The organism is Stenotrophomonas sp. STEN018, from assembly GCF_056760235.1.
In genome coordinates this window covers 1-17,103 of the sequence record NZ_JBRREK010000042.1, presented here as the reverse complement: position 1 = coordinate 17,103, position 17,103 = coordinate 1, and the positions used below count along the sequence as shown (strand labels likewise).

General features: G+C 63.6%; 14 protein-coding genes. 8 read left to right on the top strand and 6 right to left on the bottom strand.

The annotated features are described in order from the left end of the window. Nucleotides 1-32: 32 nt before the first annotated feature. Nucleotides 33-305 (bottom strand): GlsB/YeaQ/YmgE family stress response membrane protein, encoded by a 273-nt coding sequence (locus ACVOMB_RS15385; protein WP_481531975.1) that lies wholly within the window; start codon nucleotides 303-305, stop codon nucleotides 33-35. A 93-nt stretch (nucleotides 306-398) separates the two neighbouring features. Further along, the gene (locus ACVOMB_RS15380) at nucleotides 399-1,892 is read right to left on the bottom strand and encodes a M20 family metallopeptidase (RefSeq protein ID WP_481531974.1); all 1,494 of its coding nucleotides are present in this window, start codon (nucleotides 1,890-1,892) and stop codon (nucleotides 399-401) included. Between the two features lie 233 nt (nucleotides 1,893-2,125). Between ACVOMB_RS15380 and ACVOMB_RS15375 the strand changes: the two genes are divergently transcribed. Continuing rightward, a complete protein-coding gene (locus ACVOMB_RS15375; protein ID WP_481531973.1) occupies nucleotides 2,126-2,458 on the top strand; it encodes a ComEA family DNA-binding protein in 333 nt (110 codons plus the stop codon). A 276-nt stretch (nucleotides 2,459-2,734) separates the two neighbouring features. Here ACVOMB_RS15375 and ACVOMB_RS15370 read toward each other — a convergent pair whose 3' ends face one another. Continuing rightward, nucleotides 2,735-4,141 carry a GntP family permease gene (locus tag ACVOMB_RS15370; RefSeq protein WP_481531972.1) on the bottom strand — a complete coding sequence of 469 codons (1,407 nt, stop codon included), beginning with the start codon at nucleotides 4,139-4,141 and terminating at the stop codon, nucleotides 2,735-2,737. A gap of 161 nt (nucleotides 4,142-4,302) precedes the next feature. Between ACVOMB_RS15370 and ACVOMB_RS15365 the strand changes: the two genes are divergently transcribed. Both ACVOMB_RS15365 and ACVOMB_RS15360 read left to right on the top strand, forming a co-directional pair. Continuing rightward, complete coding sequence (locus tag ACVOMB_RS15365; RefSeq protein WP_481531971.1) at nucleotides 4,303-6,543, top strand: TonB-dependent receptor; 2,241 nt, start codon at nucleotides 4,303-4,305, stop codon at nucleotides 6,541-6,543. A 495-nt stretch (nucleotides 6,544-7,038) separates the two neighbouring features. Continuing rightward, nucleotides 7,039-10,395, top strand: a complete 3,357-nt coding sequence (locus tag ACVOMB_RS15360) for a hybrid sensor histidine kinase/response regulator (protein ID WP_481531970.1) — start codon at nucleotides 7,039-7,041, stop codon at nucleotides 10,393-10,395. A 25-nt stretch (nucleotides 10,396-10,420) separates the two neighbouring features. Here ACVOMB_RS15360 and ACVOMB_RS15355 read toward each other — a convergent pair whose 3' ends face one another. After that, nucleotides 10,421-10,729 carry an ArsR/SmtB family transcription factor gene (locus tag ACVOMB_RS15355; RefSeq protein WP_481531969.1) on the bottom strand — a complete coding sequence of 103 codons (309 nt, stop codon included), beginning with the start codon at nucleotides 10,727-10,729 and terminating at the stop codon, nucleotides 10,421-10,423. A 115-nt stretch (nucleotides 10,730-10,844) separates the two neighbouring features. Here ACVOMB_RS15355 and ACVOMB_RS15350 point away from each other — a divergent pair, with 115 nt between their 5' ends. From ACVOMB_RS15350 to ACVOMB_RS15340, 3 genes are read left to right on the top strand one after another with little or no spacing between them, the layout of a single operon-like run. Beyond that, complete coding sequence (locus ACVOMB_RS15350) at nucleotides 10,845-11,720, top strand: MBL fold metallo-hydrolase (RefSeq protein WP_481531997.1); 876 nt, start codon at nucleotides 10,845-10,847, stop codon at nucleotides 11,718-11,720. Beyond that, complete coding sequence (locus ACVOMB_RS15345; protein ID WP_481531968.1) at nucleotides 11,717-12,130, top strand: YeeE/YedE family protein; 414 nt, start codon at nucleotides 11,717-11,719, stop codon at nucleotides 12,128-12,130. Before ACVOMB_RS15350 ends, ACVOMB_RS15345 begins: the two co-directional genes overlap by 4 nt. Continuing rightward, nucleotides 12,127-12,558, top strand: a complete 432-nt coding sequence (locus ACVOMB_RS15340) for a DUF6691 family protein (RefSeq protein WP_481531967.1) — start codon at nucleotides 12,127-12,129, stop codon at nucleotides 12,556-12,558. The genes ACVOMB_RS15345 and ACVOMB_RS15340 overlap by 4 nt, the downstream gene beginning before the upstream one ends. 144 nt (nucleotides 12,559-12,702) lie before the next feature. Here the strand turns inward: ACVOMB_RS15340 and ACVOMB_RS15335 are convergent, their stop codons facing one another. Both ACVOMB_RS15335 and ACVOMB_RS15330 read right to left on the bottom strand, forming a co-directional pair. After that, nucleotides 12,703-13,365: a response regulator transcription factor gene (locus ACVOMB_RS15335; RefSeq protein ID WP_481511517.1), complete on the bottom strand. Its 663-nt coding sequence runs from the start codon at nucleotides 13,363-13,365 to the stop codon at nucleotides 12,703-12,705. Nucleotides 13,366-13,476: 111 nt separating this feature from the next. Next, nucleotides 13,477-14,274: a 3-hydroxybutyrate dehydrogenase gene (locus ACVOMB_RS15330; protein ID WP_481531966.1), complete on the bottom strand. Its 798-nt coding sequence runs from the start codon at nucleotides 14,272-14,274 to the stop codon at nucleotides 13,477-13,479. Nucleotides 14,275-14,387: 113 nt separating this feature from the next. Here ACVOMB_RS15330 and ACVOMB_RS15325 point away from each other — a divergent pair, with 113 nt between their 5' ends. Then, nucleotides 14,388-16,220: a 3-hydroxybutyrate oligomer hydrolase family protein gene (locus ACVOMB_RS15325; RefSeq protein ID WP_481531965.1), complete on the top strand. Its 1,833-nt coding sequence runs from the start codon at nucleotides 14,388-14,390 to the stop codon at nucleotides 16,218-16,220. A 145-nt stretch (nucleotides 16,221-16,365) separates the two neighbouring features. Then, the gene (locus tag ACVOMB_RS15320; RefSeq protein WP_481531964.1) at nucleotides 16,366-16,968 is read left to right on the top strand and encodes a HutD/Ves family protein; all 603 of its coding nucleotides are present in this window, start codon (nucleotides 16,366-16,368) and stop codon (nucleotides 16,966-16,968) included. Nucleotides 16,969-17,103: the final 135 nt, after the last annotated feature.

Genomic DNA, 17,103 nt, shown 5'->3' with positions numbered 1-17,103 from the left:
GAAGCGGCGCCCGCAGGCGCCGTTGGATGGAGTCAGCGCTTGCCGCCGCTGATCAGGCGCAACAGGCCGAGCAGGGCGATCGCACCGATGATGGAGCCAATGAAGCCAGCCGGCTGGCCTGCCGAATACCAGCCCATCTCACGGCCGAACCAGCCAGCAAACACCGCACCGGCCACGCCGAGCACGATGGTCAGCAGGCAGCCCATGCGGTTGTTGCCGGGCATGAAGAAGCGACCCAGCAGGCCTACGAAGAAGCCGATCAGGATGATGTACAGCCAGCTGTCGCTGCCAAACAGTCCGCTCATGTTCTTGTCCGTGCCAAAGAAAAACGCAGCCTAGCAAGGCCAGGCTGCGTTCGTCATCAAACCATCAACATCCGACCAATCGCGTCGGACCGATCAGCAGCAGCCGTGGCCGCCGTGACGGGTGCCACTGTCGGCGGCCACCGGCGAACCGCTGGTCTCGCCACGCAGGCTGGCGGCGTGGTGGTCGAACAGCACCTTGGACACGCAGGAGGTGACGCGCTTGCCCATCGGGATGTGCAGGAACTCGTTCGGGCCGTGTGCATTGGAATGCGGGCCGAGCACGCCGGTGATCATGAACTGCGCACCCGGGAACTTCTCGCCCAGCATGCCCATGAACGGGATCGAGCCGCCTTCGCCCATGTACATCGCCGGCTTGCCGAAGAAGGCCTGGCTGGCGGCATCGATGGACTGCTCCAGCCACGACGCCATCGCGGGGGCGTTCCAGCCGGTGGAGGCCTTTTCCAGATCCAGGCTGACGTGGGCGCCGTTCGGCGGATCGCGCAGCAGGGCTTCCTTCAGCAGCTCGCCGCAGGCCTTGCCATTGGCGGTCGGCGGCAGGCGCAGCGACAGCTTCACCGAGGTTTCCGGGCGCAGCACGTTACCGGCCGATTCCAGCGGCGGCATGCCGCCGATGCCGGTCACCGACAGGGCCGGACGCCAGGTGCGGTTGAGTACCAGCTCGGTCAGTTCATCGCTCATCGGCTTGAGGCCGTCGACCAGCGGGAACTTGTCGAAGATGGCGGTATCGACCACGTCGGCAGCACGCTTGGCCTGCTCCAGACGCTCGGTCGGCACTTCCACGTGCAGGCCGTCGAGCAGGATGCGGCCGGTGTTCTCGTCCTCGATGCGCGACAGCAGCTGGCGCAGCAGGCGGAAGCTGGACGGCACCACGCCGGAGGCATCGCCGGAGTGCACGCCTTCGTTGAGCACCTTGACGGTGAAGTTGCCGCCGGTCAGGCCACGCAGCGAGGTGGTGCACCACAGCTGGTCGTAGTTGGCGCAACCCGAATCCAGGCACACCACCAGCGAAGGCTGGCCGATGCGATCGGCCAGGTGGTCGACATAGGCGGGCAGATCGTAGGAGCCGGACTCTTCACAGGCTTCGATCAGGATCACGCAGCGGGCGTGCGGCAGGCCTTGTTCCTGTAGCGCCAGCACGGCGGCCAGCGAGCCGAAGATGGCATAGCCATCATCGGCGCCGCCACGGCCGTACAGCTTGTCGCCACGCAGCACCGGCTTCCACGGGCCCAGGTCTTCGTCCCAGCCGGTCATTTCCGGCTGCTTGTCCAGATGGCCGTAGAGCAGCACGGTGTCGTCGCCGGTTTCCGGGCCGGTGGCCGGGATTTCCAGGAACAGCAGCGGGGTGCGGCCTTCCAGACGAACTACCTCGACCTGCAGGCCGGGGATGGTCTGCGCCTTGGCCCAGCTCTCCATCAGGGTTACGGCCTGTTCCATATAGCCGTTGGCGACCCAGTTGGCGTCGAACATCGGCGACTTGTTGGGGATGCGGATGTAATCGACCAATTGCGGGACGATGTCGTTGTCCCACTTGTCGCTGAGAAATTGGCCGATCTTGGCGCTGTCCATCTGGATCTCCGGTAGCAATGTCAGGTGTAACCATTCTACGCCGCTCCCTTGTTCAGGGGGCCTGCGGCGGTTTCATCAATGAATTTTGTAGGGTTTTTCCTACAGACACCCGGGATGTTGGCTGGCTGTCCGCTCGACCTGCTCCGGATATTCTAGGTTCATGTGGCGCGGGACACTGATTCGGCCGGCGGGATAGCTCGCCAATCAGCCAACAAGCCACAAGGAGTACAGCGATGAAGCTTTTTACCGTAACGCTGCAGTCTCTGATTCTCGCATTGTTGTTGACCCTTACGGCGCAAGCCAAGGACAAGGTCGATATCAATACCGCCTCCGCGGCGGAGCTGAATCAGGTGTTGGTGAACGTAGGCCCTTCCAAGGCGCAGGCGATCGTCGAACACAGACAGGCCAACGGGCCCTTCAAAAGTGTCGAGGAACTGGCACTGGTGAAAGGAATCGGATTGAAGACGGTCGAAAGGAATCGTGACCTGATCGAAGCGAGGGCTGGAACTGCCCCCGCCAAGAACGCTACCGGGACGGTAGCTGCGCAGCCGGTTGAGAGGCGCTGAGCGGAAGGAATCGAATAGTGAACCGCCAGGATGGCGGATCACCAGGAACCCGAAAAGGGCAGGACGCTGGGGGCTGGCAGGATGCCAACAAGGATGTGAGGTCGTCCGGTGTTGCACAGTGACGTGCAGCCGGGCGATTTTTCTGTCTCTGCTCCAAAAGAACAAGGCCCGGGTCTTCCCGGGCCTTGTTTGTTTCTGTGGTTTTAGCGCCAGGGCTGCTCCGCAACCTGTGTGTTGCCAATCGCCGCCCTGGCGCTAGCCAGGGCGCGCAGCGGCTTAAACCAGTCCGGTGGCGTAATACACGCCGATGATCGCGAACACCGCCAGGGTCTTGATGATGGTGATGGCGAAGATGTCCTTGTAGGACTGGCGGTGGGTGAGGCCGGTGACGGCCAGCACGGTGATCACTGCGCCGTTGTGCGGCAGCGTATCCATGCCGCCAGAAGCCATCGCCGCTACGCGGTGCAGTACCTCCATCGGAATGCCGGCAGCCTGCGCATTGGCGATGAAACTGTCGGCCATCGCTGCCAGCGCGATGCTCATGCCGCCCGACGCCGAGCCGGTGATACCGGCCATGGCAGTAACTGAAACCGCCTCATTGACCAGCGGATTCGGAATCGAGCCCAGCGCATTGGCCACCACCAGGAAGCCGGGCAGGGCGGCAATGACCGCGCCGAAACCGTATTCCGAAGCGGTGTTCATCGACGCCAGCATCGCGCCGCCGATGGCCGACTTGGTGCCCTCGGCAAACGAGGCAATCACGGGCTTCCAGGCAAAGGCAATCACGCTGAGAATGCCCAGCAACAGCGCCCCCTGCACCGCCCAGATGGCCCCCAGCTTGGACACTTCCTGCACCACCGGCGCCGGGTTGCCGATCACGGCGGGAATGAAGGACTGGGTTTCCCCGTAGAAGCCGGGAATCCAACGGGTCAGGAAGAAGTTGGCCACCCCGACCAGGATCAGCGGCGTGATCGCCACCAGCGGATGCGCCAGGTTCTGGCCCTGGAACGGTTCTGGTTCATTGCGCAGCTCGTCGTTGGCGCCGGCATAGCCTTCGCCGTTACGCACCGCGACGCGGCGGCGCCATTCCAGGTAGCTCATGCCCAGGATCAGGATCACCACGGTGCCGATCACGCCCAACCACGGTGCGGCCCAGCTGTTGGTGCCGAAGAACGCCGAGGGAATGATGTTCTGGATCTGCGGCGTGCCCGGCAGCGCATCCATGGTGAAGGTGAAAGCACCCAGCGCGATGGTGCCGGGGATCAAACGCTTGGGGATGTTGCTCTGGCGGAACAGCTCGGCGGCGAACGGATAGACCGCAAACACCACCACGAACAGCGACACGCCGCCGTAGGTGAGCAGCGCGCAGACCAGCACGATGGACAGCATCGCGCGCTTGGCCCCGACCAGCTTGATGGTGGCGCTGACGATGGACTTGGAGAAACCCGAGACCTCGATCAGCTTGCCGAACACCGCGCCCAGCACGAACACCGGGAAGTACAACTTGAGGAAGCCGACCATCTTGTCCATGAACAGGCCGGTGAACATCGGCTGCACCAGGCTGGGATCGGTCAGCAGCACTGCGCCCAGCGCCGCCACCGGCGCGAACAGGATCACGCTGTAGCCGCGGTAGGCGACAAACATCAGGAAGCACAGGGCCGCCAATACGATCAGAAACGACATTCACAGCTCCCCGGCCAATACATTGCCGGCGAGTATCGGGATGTCGAGGGGGGCGGCCCACTGTACGAAGGGACTATACGCGGCGGGCTAACGCTCCTTTAACGTGCGCTCCATGGCGACATTCGTGTGTCGCAACGTCATACCCGGGAGGAGGGAGACCAATGAAGCGCAAGTATCTGAGTATCGCCATCGGTGGCATTCTGTTGGCACCGGCCGCCTTCGTGCAGGCCCAGGAGCAGCAGGCTGCGCCGGCCGGCACCAAGGCTACGCAGCTGGACGAAGTGACCGTAACCGCGCGTCGCCGCAGCGAGTCCATCCAGGACGTGCCGGTGGCGGTCAGCGCCTTCGGTGAGGAGCAGATCAAGGATCTGCAGGCCTCGACCGTGGAAGGCCTGCAGGGCGCCGTGCCCAACATGAACATCGCCCAGGGCCGTGGTTCGGCCAACAGCGTCAACGTCTTCATCCGCGGCATCGGCCAGCCCGACGCGCTGCAGACCTTCGACCCGGGCGTGGGCATGTATGTGGACGACGTCTACTACTCGCGCATCAATGGCGCGCTGTTCTCGCTGTTCGATATCCAGCAGCTGGAAGTGCTGCGCGGCCCGCAGGGCACGCTGTACGGCAAGAACTCCACCGGCGGCGCGATCAAGCTGACCACCAAGAACCCCTTCGACAATGAAGGCGGCGCAGTGGAAGTAACCGCCGGTGACTACGGTCGCCTGGAAGGGCGCTTCTATGTCTCGGGCAAGCTGAGCGACACCATTGCCGCAAGCATCGCCGGTGCCAAGATCACCAACGACGGTTACGTCAAGGATGCGGTCACCGGCAAGCGTTACAACGACGACGACACCGAAGCGTTGCGCGCAAAGCTGGCATTCCAGCCGACCGACAACTTCAGCGCGGTCTTGTCGCTGGATACCACCAAGCAGGATGCCGCGCTGACCCTGGGCCGACCGATGGCCGACCTGCGGCAGACCAGCCTGGCGCCGGCTGGTGTGATCGTGCTGCAGCCGGGCGAAACCGGTGAGTGGAACCGTCGCGCGCAGACCTCGTTCAAGGATGGCCAGGGCCAGTACCTGAAGCATTCTGGTGCATCGCTGTCGATGAGCTGGGACATCAACGAGCAGTTCACGCTGAAGAGCATCAGCTCTTACCGCAAGCTCAAGACCAAGTCCTACATCGATATCGACGCCTCCGAGTACGAACTGGGCGACGTGCTGGTGGCGCTGGACCAGAACCAGAAGAGCCAGGAATTCCAGCTGCACTACGACAACGGCTCCAACCTGCACGCCACCTTTGGTGCGTACTACATGAAGGAGAACGTGCCGTCGTACCAGGAAGCCTACGCCGACGATCTGTTCTCGTTCCTGGGTGGCAAGGTGGCGTTCCTGCGCACCATCGAAGACGACCTGAGCACCACTTCGACGGCTGCGTTCGCGCACGTCAACTGGGAATTCGTGCCGACCTGGACCGTGGCTGCCGGCGTGCGCTGGACCAAGGACAAGAAGGACTACGACCGCTCCACCAGCACCTTCTGGGGCGCACCGTTCACCGGTTTGAATGGCACGGTTGCATTCGACGCGAAGGCATCGTGGACCGCGGTAACGCCGTCGGTCAGCCTGCAGAAGGAATTCAGCGACAACCTGATGGGCTACGTCTCGGCCAATCGTGGCTTCAAGTCTGGTGGTTTCAACGGCCGCGCCAATACTGTGTATGACACCCAGCACGCCAAGTTCGACCCGGAATACGTGTGGACTTACGAACTGGGCCTGAAAGGCAGCACGGCCGATCACCGCATGCGTGGTACCGCAACCGCGTTCTACAGCAATTACAGCGACTTCCAGGCACGCGTATCGCAGGACGTGGGTACCTTCCCGGTATTGAATGCTGCCAAGCTCAACATCAAGGGTATCGAGCTGGAAGGCAGCGCACTGCTGGGCGAGTCGACCACATTGAGTGCGCAGCTGGGCTGGATGGATGCCAAGTACGACCGCTTTGAAGACTTCCGTCTGGATCCGTCCTACGCCGGCTACGATCCGACCGTAAACCACGACCACGTGCCGTTCTCGCCGGACGTGACCGCCCGTGTGGCCCTGCAGCATGTGTTCTCGTTGGGTGACAACGGCAGCCTGACCTTTGGCGGCGATGTGTCGTATCGCAGTGACACCTGGTTGTCGGTGGACAACCGTAAGGTGCTGAGTCAGGACGCTTACACCTTGTTGGGTGCCTACGGCGTGTGGGATTCGTCGCAGCTGACCTGGCAGGTGCGTGCAGGCGTACGTAACCTGACCAACAAGGAGTACAAGACCGAGGGTCAGGAGTTCGCCAGCGTTGGCAACATCCAGACCGCGTACTACGGTCTGCCGCGCAACTGGTATGTATCGGTGCGTTACAACTTCTGATGATGGAGCCGGTGACGGCTGCCTGACAGGAACGCAAAACAGCCCTTTCCCGCTTGGCGGGGGAGGGCTTTTGCGTTTGTTGCTGGTGCTCTGGTTGTAGCTACGGCGGTTTCCGAAGCAGATGCTGTTGCTTCGGCTTCGGCTTCGGCTTCGGCTTTGGCTTTGGCCCTGGCCCTGGCTCTGGCTTTGGCTGTTGCTGTTGCTTGAAGCCCCTCTCCCGCCTGCGGGAGAGGGGTTGGGGTGAGGGCAGCCTTTGCTGTTGGCTTCTAAGCTCTGGCTTTTGATGCAAAAGCTAAAAAGCAAACTCCTAGCGAACCGCACCCTCACCCCAACCCCCGCGCTAGCGCGCTCGAAGACTCGCGAACCAATGGTTCGCAAACGCCTCTCCTCGCCCCGGTGGGAGAGGGGCTTTTAGTACCGGCTTTGAGCATCCACCGCTTCATCCCTATCGCTTAACTCCGTATCCTGCCAAGCAGCTTCCGGGAAACGCATTCCATGTTGAGTCTGGTGACAGTGGCCTTGGCGGGTCTGGCCTGGCTGGCCTTGATGTTCGGCGTAGCCTTGTACGGCGAGCGTCGGCCCACTGCGTTTGCCCGCCACTGGCGGCATATCTATGCGCTGTCGCTGGCGGTGCACTGCACCTCGTGGACCTTCTACGGCACCGTCACCCAGGCCGCGCGCCACGGCTGGCCGCTGCCGCCGACCTTCGTCGGCGCGATCCTGTTCTATGCGCTGGCCATCGGCGTGATGATGCGGCTGGTGCGGTTGGCGCGCGAAACCAATGCCACTTCGCTTGCCGACCTGATCGCCGCGCGGCTGGGCCGCGATGCCTGGTTGGCGGCAACGGTGACGCTGGTGACCGTACTCGGCCTGATTCCGTACATCGCGCTGCAGCTCAAAGCGGTGGCGATGAGTTTCGGCATGATCACCTCGCGAGCGGTGGAGGCTGGGCAGAGCGGTTCGATCTGGCAGGACAGCGCCTTGTATGTGGCACTGGCGATGGCCTTGTTTGCCATGTTGTTCGGTGCGCGCCGCGCCGATGCCTCCGAGCACAACCGCGGGCTGGTGCTGGCAATGGCGGCCGAGTCGGTATTCAAGCTGGGTGCGATGCTGGCGCTGGGCGTGTTTGTCTGGTTTGGCTTGAAGGGTGTGCCTGCGGCACCGGTGGTCCCGGTGAGTGCGCCAGAAGGCGGCTTCATCCCGCTGGTGATACTCGGTGGACTGGCGATGTTCCTGCTGCCGCATCAGTTCCATATCGGCGTGGTGGAGTGTCGCGACCCGGCCGATGTGCGCACCGCACGTTGGTTGTTTCCGCTGTACCTGCTGTTGATCGCGCTGCCTATCCTGCCGCTGGCGCGTGCTGGCACCGCGCTGCTGGGCAACAGCGTTCCCTCGGATATGTACACGTTGGCGCTGCCATTCTCGGCCGGCCATGAAGGGGTGGCCTTGTTCGCCTTCCTCGGCGGCCTGAGTGCGGCCACCGGCATGGTGGTGGTCAGTACGCTGACGTTGAGTCTGATGATCGGTAATCACTGGTTCGCACCTGGACTGGTGCGCAGTGCCTGGGCGCGTGCTGGCGGCGGCGATCACCGCCGAGAGCTGGTGTGGCTGCGCCGCGCTGGCATCTGCGTGATCATGCTGTTGGCCTGGGGATACAGCCGCCTGATCGGCGGCAGCAATGTATTGGCCGATATCGGTGCAGTCTCGTTCTCGGCAATGGCCACCTTGGTGCCGGTGCTGGCCTTCGCCATCTGGCGCCCGCAGACACCGCCGCGCGCTGCGATAGCTGGCGTGCTTGCCAGCTTCGCCACCTGGGCCTGGGTGCTGCTGCTTCCTTCCCTGCTGGAAAGTGGTGGGCGCACGCCGACGTGGTTGCTGCAAGGACCTTTCGGTTGGCAATGGCTTGCGCCGCAGGGCCTGTTTGGTCTGACTGGCTGGACGCCGCTGGGGCGGGCAGTGGGGGCGAGTCTTTTCGTTGGCACGGCGGTGACCTTGCTGGCGATGGCATGGCGTCGCGATACCCCGGACCGTATCAGTCGCAATCTGGATGCCGATACCTTGCGCAATGCCGGCCGCCGCTTCCTGCCTGACGAGCGCGTGCAACAGTTGTTGGCGGACGCACCGCGCAGTGGTGCGGTGCCGGCATCAATCGAGGCCAGTGTTGAGCGCGAATTGTCGGCGGTGCTGGGTGCTGCTTCCGCGCGTCTATTGCTGGATGCAGCACGGCGCGAAGGGAATGAGCTGGCGACCGTGGCAGCCATTGTCAGCGAGGCCTCACAGGATCTGCGATTCAGTCAGCAGGTATTGCAGGCCGCGCTGCAGAACATGAGCCAGGGCATCAGCGTGATTGATCGCGAGCAGCGGCTGGTGGCGTGGAACCGGCCTTATGCGCGGATGTTCGGTTTCCCTGATGAGTTGTTGCAGGTCGGCCGGCCAATCATGGACTTGACCCGCTGGGCGCTGCAGGCGATGCCCGCACGTGGCGGCGATGAGCGTGCAGTGGATAGGCGTTTGGCCTTCATGCGCGCCGGCACGGCGCATCTGACCGAGCGCGTGTTTCCGGATGGCAGCATCGTCGAGATTCGTGGCAATCCGATGCCGGGCGGTGGTTTTGTTGCCACCTTTACCGATGTCACCGAGTTCCGCCGCAGCGAGCGCGAACTCAAGCGCAGCAACGAGACGCTGGAGCAGCGCGTGGGCGAGCGTACTGCGTTGTTGGAATCGGCCAAGCGTGAGGCTGAGCGCGCCAATGACGCCAAGAGCCGCTTCCTTGCCGCGGTTGGCCACGACCTGTTGCAACCCTTGCACGCCGCACATCTATTCACCGATACGCTGGCGCAACAAGTGGAATCCAGCCAGCAGCAACAGGCGGTGGTGCAGATCCGTGGCGCCTTGGATTCCACCACCGATCTATTGACCGGTCTGTTCGATATGTCGCGGCTGGAGGCCGGTGGTCTGGTGCCGCAACCACGCGATCTGCCGTTGGCTGAAGTGCTGGATCCCTTGGTTTCCGAATTCCGCGCGCTGGCCACCGAGCGTGGGTTGGCGTTCCACTACATGCCTACTCGTGCGTGGGTGAACAGTGATCCGCAGCTGCTGCGGCGGGTGCTGCAGAACTTCCTGGCCAATGCGGTGCGCTACACAAGCCAGGGTGGCGTGTTGTTGGGCGTACGCCGCGAAGCCGACTGCCTGCGGGTTGAGGTGCACGACACCGGCCCGGGCATTGCCAAGGAAGAACAGCAGCGCATATTCGAAGAGTTCCGGCGTGGCGAGGACAGCAGCGGGCAAGGGCTTGGTCTTGGGCTGGCGATTGCAGATCGCATCGCTGGCTTGTTGCATGCACCGCTGCGCCTGCGCAGTGAGAAAGGGCAGGGCACTGTCTTCTCGGTGACTTTGCAGCGAGTGACCTCGCCGCAGATTGCCAACCTGCCGCGCACACGCAACGCGGCAACCTCGGGTGGCGTGCCGGTACTGGTGGTCGACAATGATCCCGCGGCTTTGCAGGGATTGGCTGGGCTGCTGCGTGGTTGGGGTTACAGCGTGGCGGAAGCTTCGGGCGAAGCGCAGGCGGTAGCGGCATTGCAGGTGACACCTGCGAGCTTGTGGCTGTTTGATTACAACCTGGATGACGGCGACACCGGCACCGCACTGCAGCTGCGGTTGGGCGAACGTTTTGGTGCAAGACCGACCTTGATCCTTAGTGCCGACGACAGTCTGGCAACGCGCCGCGAAGTGCTGGAGCAGGGACTGACCCTGCTGCACAAGCCGGTGCGGCCGCTGGCGCTGAAGTCGATTCTGGATCGGCTGTTGGCGGCGGATGCTTTGAGGCCGGGAATTGGCAGCAAGGAATAGCTACCTATCTCGGCGAGCACGCCTGTCAGGAACTCCGGACCTCGGCATTCCCGCAATACGCTGCATGCAAAGCCTGCATCACGCCCAACGCCGGGCTATCCGCCAGCGTGTAGTAAATGGTCTGTGCTTCGCGACGGGTACTGACCAGGGCGGCTTCTCGCATTACCGCCAGATGCTGTGACAACGCGGACATCGACAAGCCAACCTGCGCCTGCAATTCGCCTACCGATGCTTCGCCTTCCACCAGGCGGCACAGCACGCGCAGCCGGGCCGGATGGGCCAAGGCCTTGAGCAGCTGCGCGGCCTGTTCGGCATGTGCCTGCATCTGTTCCATGTTCATCTCTGAAGGACGCATCTGGGGCTGTGAGTCGGGCTTGTGCTTTGCAGGGGACTAGTTTAGTTTAGAAAAAGCTAAATTAAAAGCGAGGCACCCCATGAGCCAGGCGCAGATGTCATCAACCTTGATCGAGCCGTTCTACGACAAGGACACCGGCACCTTCAGTTACGTGGCCTACGACCAGGTCGGCGGCATGGCGGTCATCATTGATCCGGTGCTGGACTACGAGCCGGCTGGTGCGCGCATCAGCACCGCTTCGGCCGATGCGCTGTTGGAATTCGTGCGTGGCAAGCTGCTGACGGTGGCGTGGATTCTGGAAACCCATGCACACGCCGATCATCTCAGTGCTGCCGGCTATCTTGCCGATCAGCTGCAGGCGCCGGTCGCCATCGGTCGCGGCATCGTGCAGGTGCAGCAGCACTTCAAGACGGTGTTCGGGCTGGGTGATGAGTTCATTGCCGACGGACGTCAGTTTGATCGGCTGTTCGATGATGGCGACACCTTCAATGTTGGCGCCTTGAGTGCGCGGGTGATCGCCACGCCAGGGCACACCGACGACAGCCTCACCTATGTGATCGGTGATGCCGCGTTTGTCGGTGACACGGTGTTCGCCAGCGACACCGGCACCGCGCGCTGTGATTTCCCCGGCGGCGATGCGCATCGTCTGTATGCGTCCATCCAGCGCATTCTGTCGCTGCCTGCTGAGACGCGTATCTGCCTATGCCACGACTATCCCGGCAACCGCCGCGAGGCGCAGGCACAGACCACGATCGACGAGCAGCGGCAGAACAACGTGCATCTGAAGGGCGGTACCGACGAAGCGGCATTCGTACAGATGCGCCAGCAGCGTGATGCGACCCTGCCGGTGCCGAAGCTGATCCTGCCTGCGCTGCAGGTGAACATCCGTGGTGGCCGCCTGCCGGCGCCGGATGCCAATGGCGTGCGTTACCTGCGGCTACCGCTGGATCAGATCGGAAAGGCGCAATGAACAGTTGGATGATGGCTTTGGCTGGTGGCGTACTGATCGGCATTGCCGCTACGTTGCTGCTGTGGTTGACCGGGCGTATCGCTGGTATCAGCGGCATTCTTGGTGGTGTGTTGATGCCGCGTAGTGGTGAGGTCGCTTGGCGTGCGGCGTTCCTGATTGGTTTGATTGGCGCAGGTGCTGCGTACCTGTGGCTGGTGCCGGGGGCCTATTCGCCGAGGCAGGGCTTTTCGCCGTTGTTGCTGGTGATTGCAGGCCTGCTGGTGGGCTTTGGCACGCGGATGGGCAATGGTTGTACCAGCGGCCACGGTGTCTGTGGTCTGGGGCGCTTGTCGATGCGTTCGTTCGCCGCCGTGATGACCTTCATGGCTACCGCGATCGTGACCACTTACATCGTGAGGCACGTGGCATGAGCACATCGCGCATCAGCTTGGCTGCACTGGTTTCCGGCGCGCTGTTCGGGCTTGGGTTGGCGCTGTCGGGCATGACCGATCCGCAGCGCATCCTGGGTTTTCTGGATGTGTTTGGTGACTTCAATCCGGCGCTGCTGTTTGTGCTGGGCGGCGCGGTTGGGACGACGATGCTGTTGTTCCGATTTGTGCTGCGACGACCGGCGCCGGTGTTTGGCGAGCGCTTCCAGATATCGGATCTGCGCAGTATCGACCGACGGTTGCTGGTCGGTGCGGCCTTGTTTGGTATTGGCTGGGGATTGGCTGGATATTGCCCGGGGCCGGCCTTGGTTGGCCTGGGGGTGTTTTCATCGGAGGCACTGTGGTTTGTGCCGGCGATGGTGGCGGGCATGTTGCTGCATAAGGCGGTAAGTCGGAACACCGGTTTGTAGGAGCGGCGTCAGCCGCGAAACTGGTATTGGTTCCGACACAGAACTAAGCGCAATCAGGCAGGAATGCGTGGGGTTGATCTGGCTGTGGGCTGCATGTCCGCTAGCTTCGCGGCTTACGCCGCTCCTACAAAGCTCCGATCAGGATCACAGCGCCTGTCGCGCCGGGTCGCTCAATTCCAGCTCGCGCAACACCACGCTGGCCTGGGTGCGGTTGCGCACGCCAAGGCGTTCAAAAATCGCGGATAGATGTGCCTTGACTGTGCGCTCTTGTACATCCAGGCGGTCGGCGATCTGCTTGTTGAGTAGACCTTCGGCCACCAGCGCCAGTACGCGGAACTGCTGCGGTGACAGACTTGCCAACCGTGCGGCCAGTTCGCTGTCATGGGTGGAGGATTGCGCACGCGATACCGATGCGCGCAGCGAAGCAGGCAGCCATTGCTCGCAGGCCATCACGCTGCGGATCGCCTCGCGCAGTTCGTTCAAGCCAGAACTCTTGGGTAAGTAACCAGCAGCGCCATGGTCGAGTGCACGTCGCACCACGCGCGGGTCGTCGTTGGCCGACACCACGATCACCGCCACGCCGGGGTGCTGGGCGCGGATCGCGGCCAGCCCGGCCAGGCCGTGGTTGCCCGGCATATGCAGGTCGAGCAGGATCAGATCGGTATCCGGCGCTGCATCCAGTGCGGCCAGCACGCCTTCCAATGATTCGGCTTCGCGTACAGATAAATCGCTGACGGCCTCGCTGGCGGCCTGCCGCAGGGCGGCACGGAACAGGGGATGGTCGTCGGCAATCAACAGGCTGGGCATGGCAGTGCTAACTGGATGGAAGGAAGCGGGCGCCCGCTTGTCTGCAGCGTGTGCCCGGGGCAGTATGCCGTGGATTTCAGCCATTGCCCGCTTCCTCCTGTTTTTCCAGACTTACTGCGCGGTCCAGCCGCCGTCCATTGGCATTGCCGCGCCGGTCAGGTTGTGCGACTCGCGGCGGCACAGCCACACCACCATTGCACCGATATCCTCCGGCAGCGACATGCGCAGGCTGGGCTGCTTTTCTTCCAGCAGGGCACGCACGCCATCGTCGCGGCTGCCGCCGTTGCGGTGGGCCTGGATCTGCGGCTCGATCAGCGGGGTTTCCACCCAGCCCGGGCATACGCAGTTGACGGTGACGCCGCCGCTGTCACGGCTGCCGGCCGCGGCGTATTCCAGTGCGGCCACCTTGCTCAGGCCGACGATGCCGAACTTGCTGGCCACATAGGGCGCTTTGTTCTTGGAGGCGACCAGCCCGTGCACCGAGGCGATATTGACCACCCGGCCGTAACCGCGCTCGGCCATGCCCGGCAGTGCGTGCTGCATGGTGTGGAAGGCAGCGCTGAGGTTGATGGCGATGATGTCGTCCCACTTCTGCGGCGGCTGCTCGGCCAGCGGCGCGGCGTGCTGGATGCCGGCGCAGTTCACCAGGATGTCGATGTTGCCCCAGGCCTGCACGGCTTCGAGCATGTGTGCGATCTGGTCGGGTTTGCGCAGATCGGCATCGAAGTGCTGCGACTCGCTGCCGGCATCGGTGACGCTCTTCAGCGCCGCCTCGATCTGTTCGGGGCTGCCAAGGCCGTTGATGGCCACGCGCGCGCCGGCACTGGCCAGGGCCTGGGCGATGGCCAGGCCGATACCGGAGGTACTGCCAGTCACCAATGCGGTGCGGCCTTGCAGGAAGTGGTCCATGGGGGGACTCCGATTACTATGGGGGATGGTGGAAACGTAGCAGCCGCCGCGCTAAAAGCGTGTGGTACTTAAGTACGATGAGCCGGGTGCTGCCGCTCTGCTAGGGTGCGCCCATGAGCCAATCCCTATTGCGCGCCGCCTGCGGCCTATTCGTCGGACTGAGCCTGGCCTCCTGTGCCAGCGGCCCAGCATCCAAGTCCGTGGAGCCTTCCATGTTCAGCAACGAACTCCGCAGCGAGCATCGTGGCAGCGATGACCTGCTTACCGCCGGGCTTGGCCTGGCCGGCCTGCGCAGCATGGCGCCGCCGGCCTTTGCCGACGCCAGCGCACCGACCGTGGACGAACTGCGCCGGCGCGCGCTGTGGGGCAGTTGGCGCGGCATTGCCGACCTCGCTCCTGGCGGTGGTTACGGCGAACTGTTCGGCAGCCTGCAAAGCGTGCCCGGCCGCGAGTATTCGGCGTTCGCGCGCCTGCCCGGTGCCAAGCAGCCGCATCGCGTGCTGGCGCAGATTCCGGACAACTTCGATACCGCCAAGCGCTGCGTGCTGGTAGCACCGGCGTCGGGCTCACGTGGCATCTATGGCGCAGTCTCGGTTGCGGCCGCGTGGGGTCTGCCCAAGGGCTGCGCCGTGGTCTATACCGACAAGGGCGCTGGTAGCGACTATTACGACCTCAACGCGCAGATCGGCGTGCGTGCCAACGGTACGGTCGGCGCATTGGGCGAAGTGAGTGATCTGGCCTTCGTGCCGGATGCGCCGATCAATGCGTCGGGCGTGGCATTCAAGCATGCGCACTCCAAGGACAACCCAGAAGCGGACTGGGGTAGGCATGTAAAGCAGGCGGCCGAATTCGCGTTGCTTGCATTGGCCGAAGCCTATCCGCAGGCTGCACCTTTCACCTTTGAAAACACCCGCATCATTGCCGTCGGTATCTCCAACGGTGGCGGTGCGGTGCTGCGTGCGGCCGAGCTGGAGGGCGATTGGCTGGATGCCGTGGTGGCGGGCGAGCCCAGCATCTACTCCAGCGGCCCGGGCGCACGGGCGCTGTACGACTACAGCACCGAAGCGGCGCTGTTGATGCCGTGTGCGCAGCTGCACATGAGCAACCTGCCTCAGCCGCCGATGACCGCAGCCCTGCAGGCCGGTGCAGCAGTGCGCTGCGCGACATTGGCGGCCGAAGGCGTGATCAGCGGGGCGACCCCGGCCGCACAGGCCAAATCGGCTTACGATTTGATGTTGAGCAAAGGCTGGACCGAGCAGTCACTGCGCGCTGGTGCCTTGTCCACCGGCTTCGATCTATGGCGTGCCATTGCGGCGACGTACGCATCGGCATACGGGCGCTATGGCGTGGGCGAGCATCCCTGCGGCTTCAACTTTGCCGCACAGAACCCGGATTTCTCGCCGCGCGCGGCAACAGCAATCGAGCGTGCAGCATGGATCTCCGACGGCAGCGGTATTCCCCCGGGCGCTGGCGTTGGCCTGCTCGACAGCAAGGTTGCCTTGCCTGACCTGACTTACGCCGGCCTGAAGTGCCTGCGCGGTCTGTGGGATGGCCAGAGTGAAGACGCCAAGCGCGTGCAGGCGGGCATCCAGGCCACCCATGCTGGTTTGCCGCGCAAGGGCCTGCCGGTGATGGTGGTGCACGGTGCTGACGATGGTTTGATTCCACCGGCTTTCAGTAGCGCGCCGTATACAGCTGCAGCCAAGGCTGCAGGGCGTGAGGTGAGTTACTGGAAGGTGCAGAACGTGCAGCACTTCGATGGTTTCCTCGGCTTGCCGGATTACGGCTCGCGTTACCTGCCGCTGTTGCCGTATGTGTACGAGGCGTTGGATCGGGTGCAGGCGCGCTTGGACAAGGGCACGGCGTTGCCGGCGGATGCTGTGATCGCGACCACGCCGCGGGCGGGCAAGCCGTTGACGGCTGAGAACCTGGCAATGCCGAAGTAAGGGCTTCTACCCCCTCCCTTTTGCGTAGCAAAGGGGAGGGTTGGGGAGGGGTTGGCTTTGCTCTGCGCTGTTGGATTTGTGGCTTCGCGGCTGACGCCGCTCCTACAAAAGCACGATCAAAAGCTGGTAGTGGCATCATTGGCTGATGCATACCTTGAACTCTCCTTCCCGCGTCATCCCCTCCGCTCTCTACCAGCGCGAGCGCTGGCGCAATGGCCTGGGCTGGACGCGCGAGATCCTGCGTTTGCCGGAGCAGGGCGATTGGCAGCTGCGCCTGTCCATCGCTGAGATCGAACAGGATGCGGCGTTCTCCGCATTCTCCGGTGTCGAGCGTGAGCTGGTGCTGCTGCAGGGCGAAGGCCTGCGTCTGCGCTTTGCCGATGGCCGTTGCGAAACCCTGCTGCCGCCGTATCAGCGCCTGCGCTTTGCCGGCGAGGAGCAGCTGGTAGGCGAGCTGGTCGATGGTGTGACCCAGGATTTCAATCTGATGTGGCGCCGCGATAGCTTGCAGGCTGAGCTGCTGCATCGGCCGTTGGTCGGGCCCATGTTGTTTTTCACCGAGCCGCAGGCGGCGTGGGCGATTCATCTATTGGCCGGGCAGGCCGAGTTTGAAGGTGGTGTGCTGCCGGCAATGTCGGCGGGCGATACCGCGTGGTTGGCTGCCGGTGAACGGCAGCGCTACACGCTCAGTGGCGGTGGGGAATTGCTGGCGATAAAGGTGGCCCCGGCTGTTGTAGGAGCGGCGTGAGCCGCGAAGCCACAGAACCAACAGCACAAGGCTTCACCTGTAGTGGGGGGGGGGGGGGGGGGGGGGGGGGGGGGGGGGGGGGGGGGGGGGGGGGGGGGGGGGGGGGGGGGGGGGGGGGGGGGGGGGGGGGGGGGG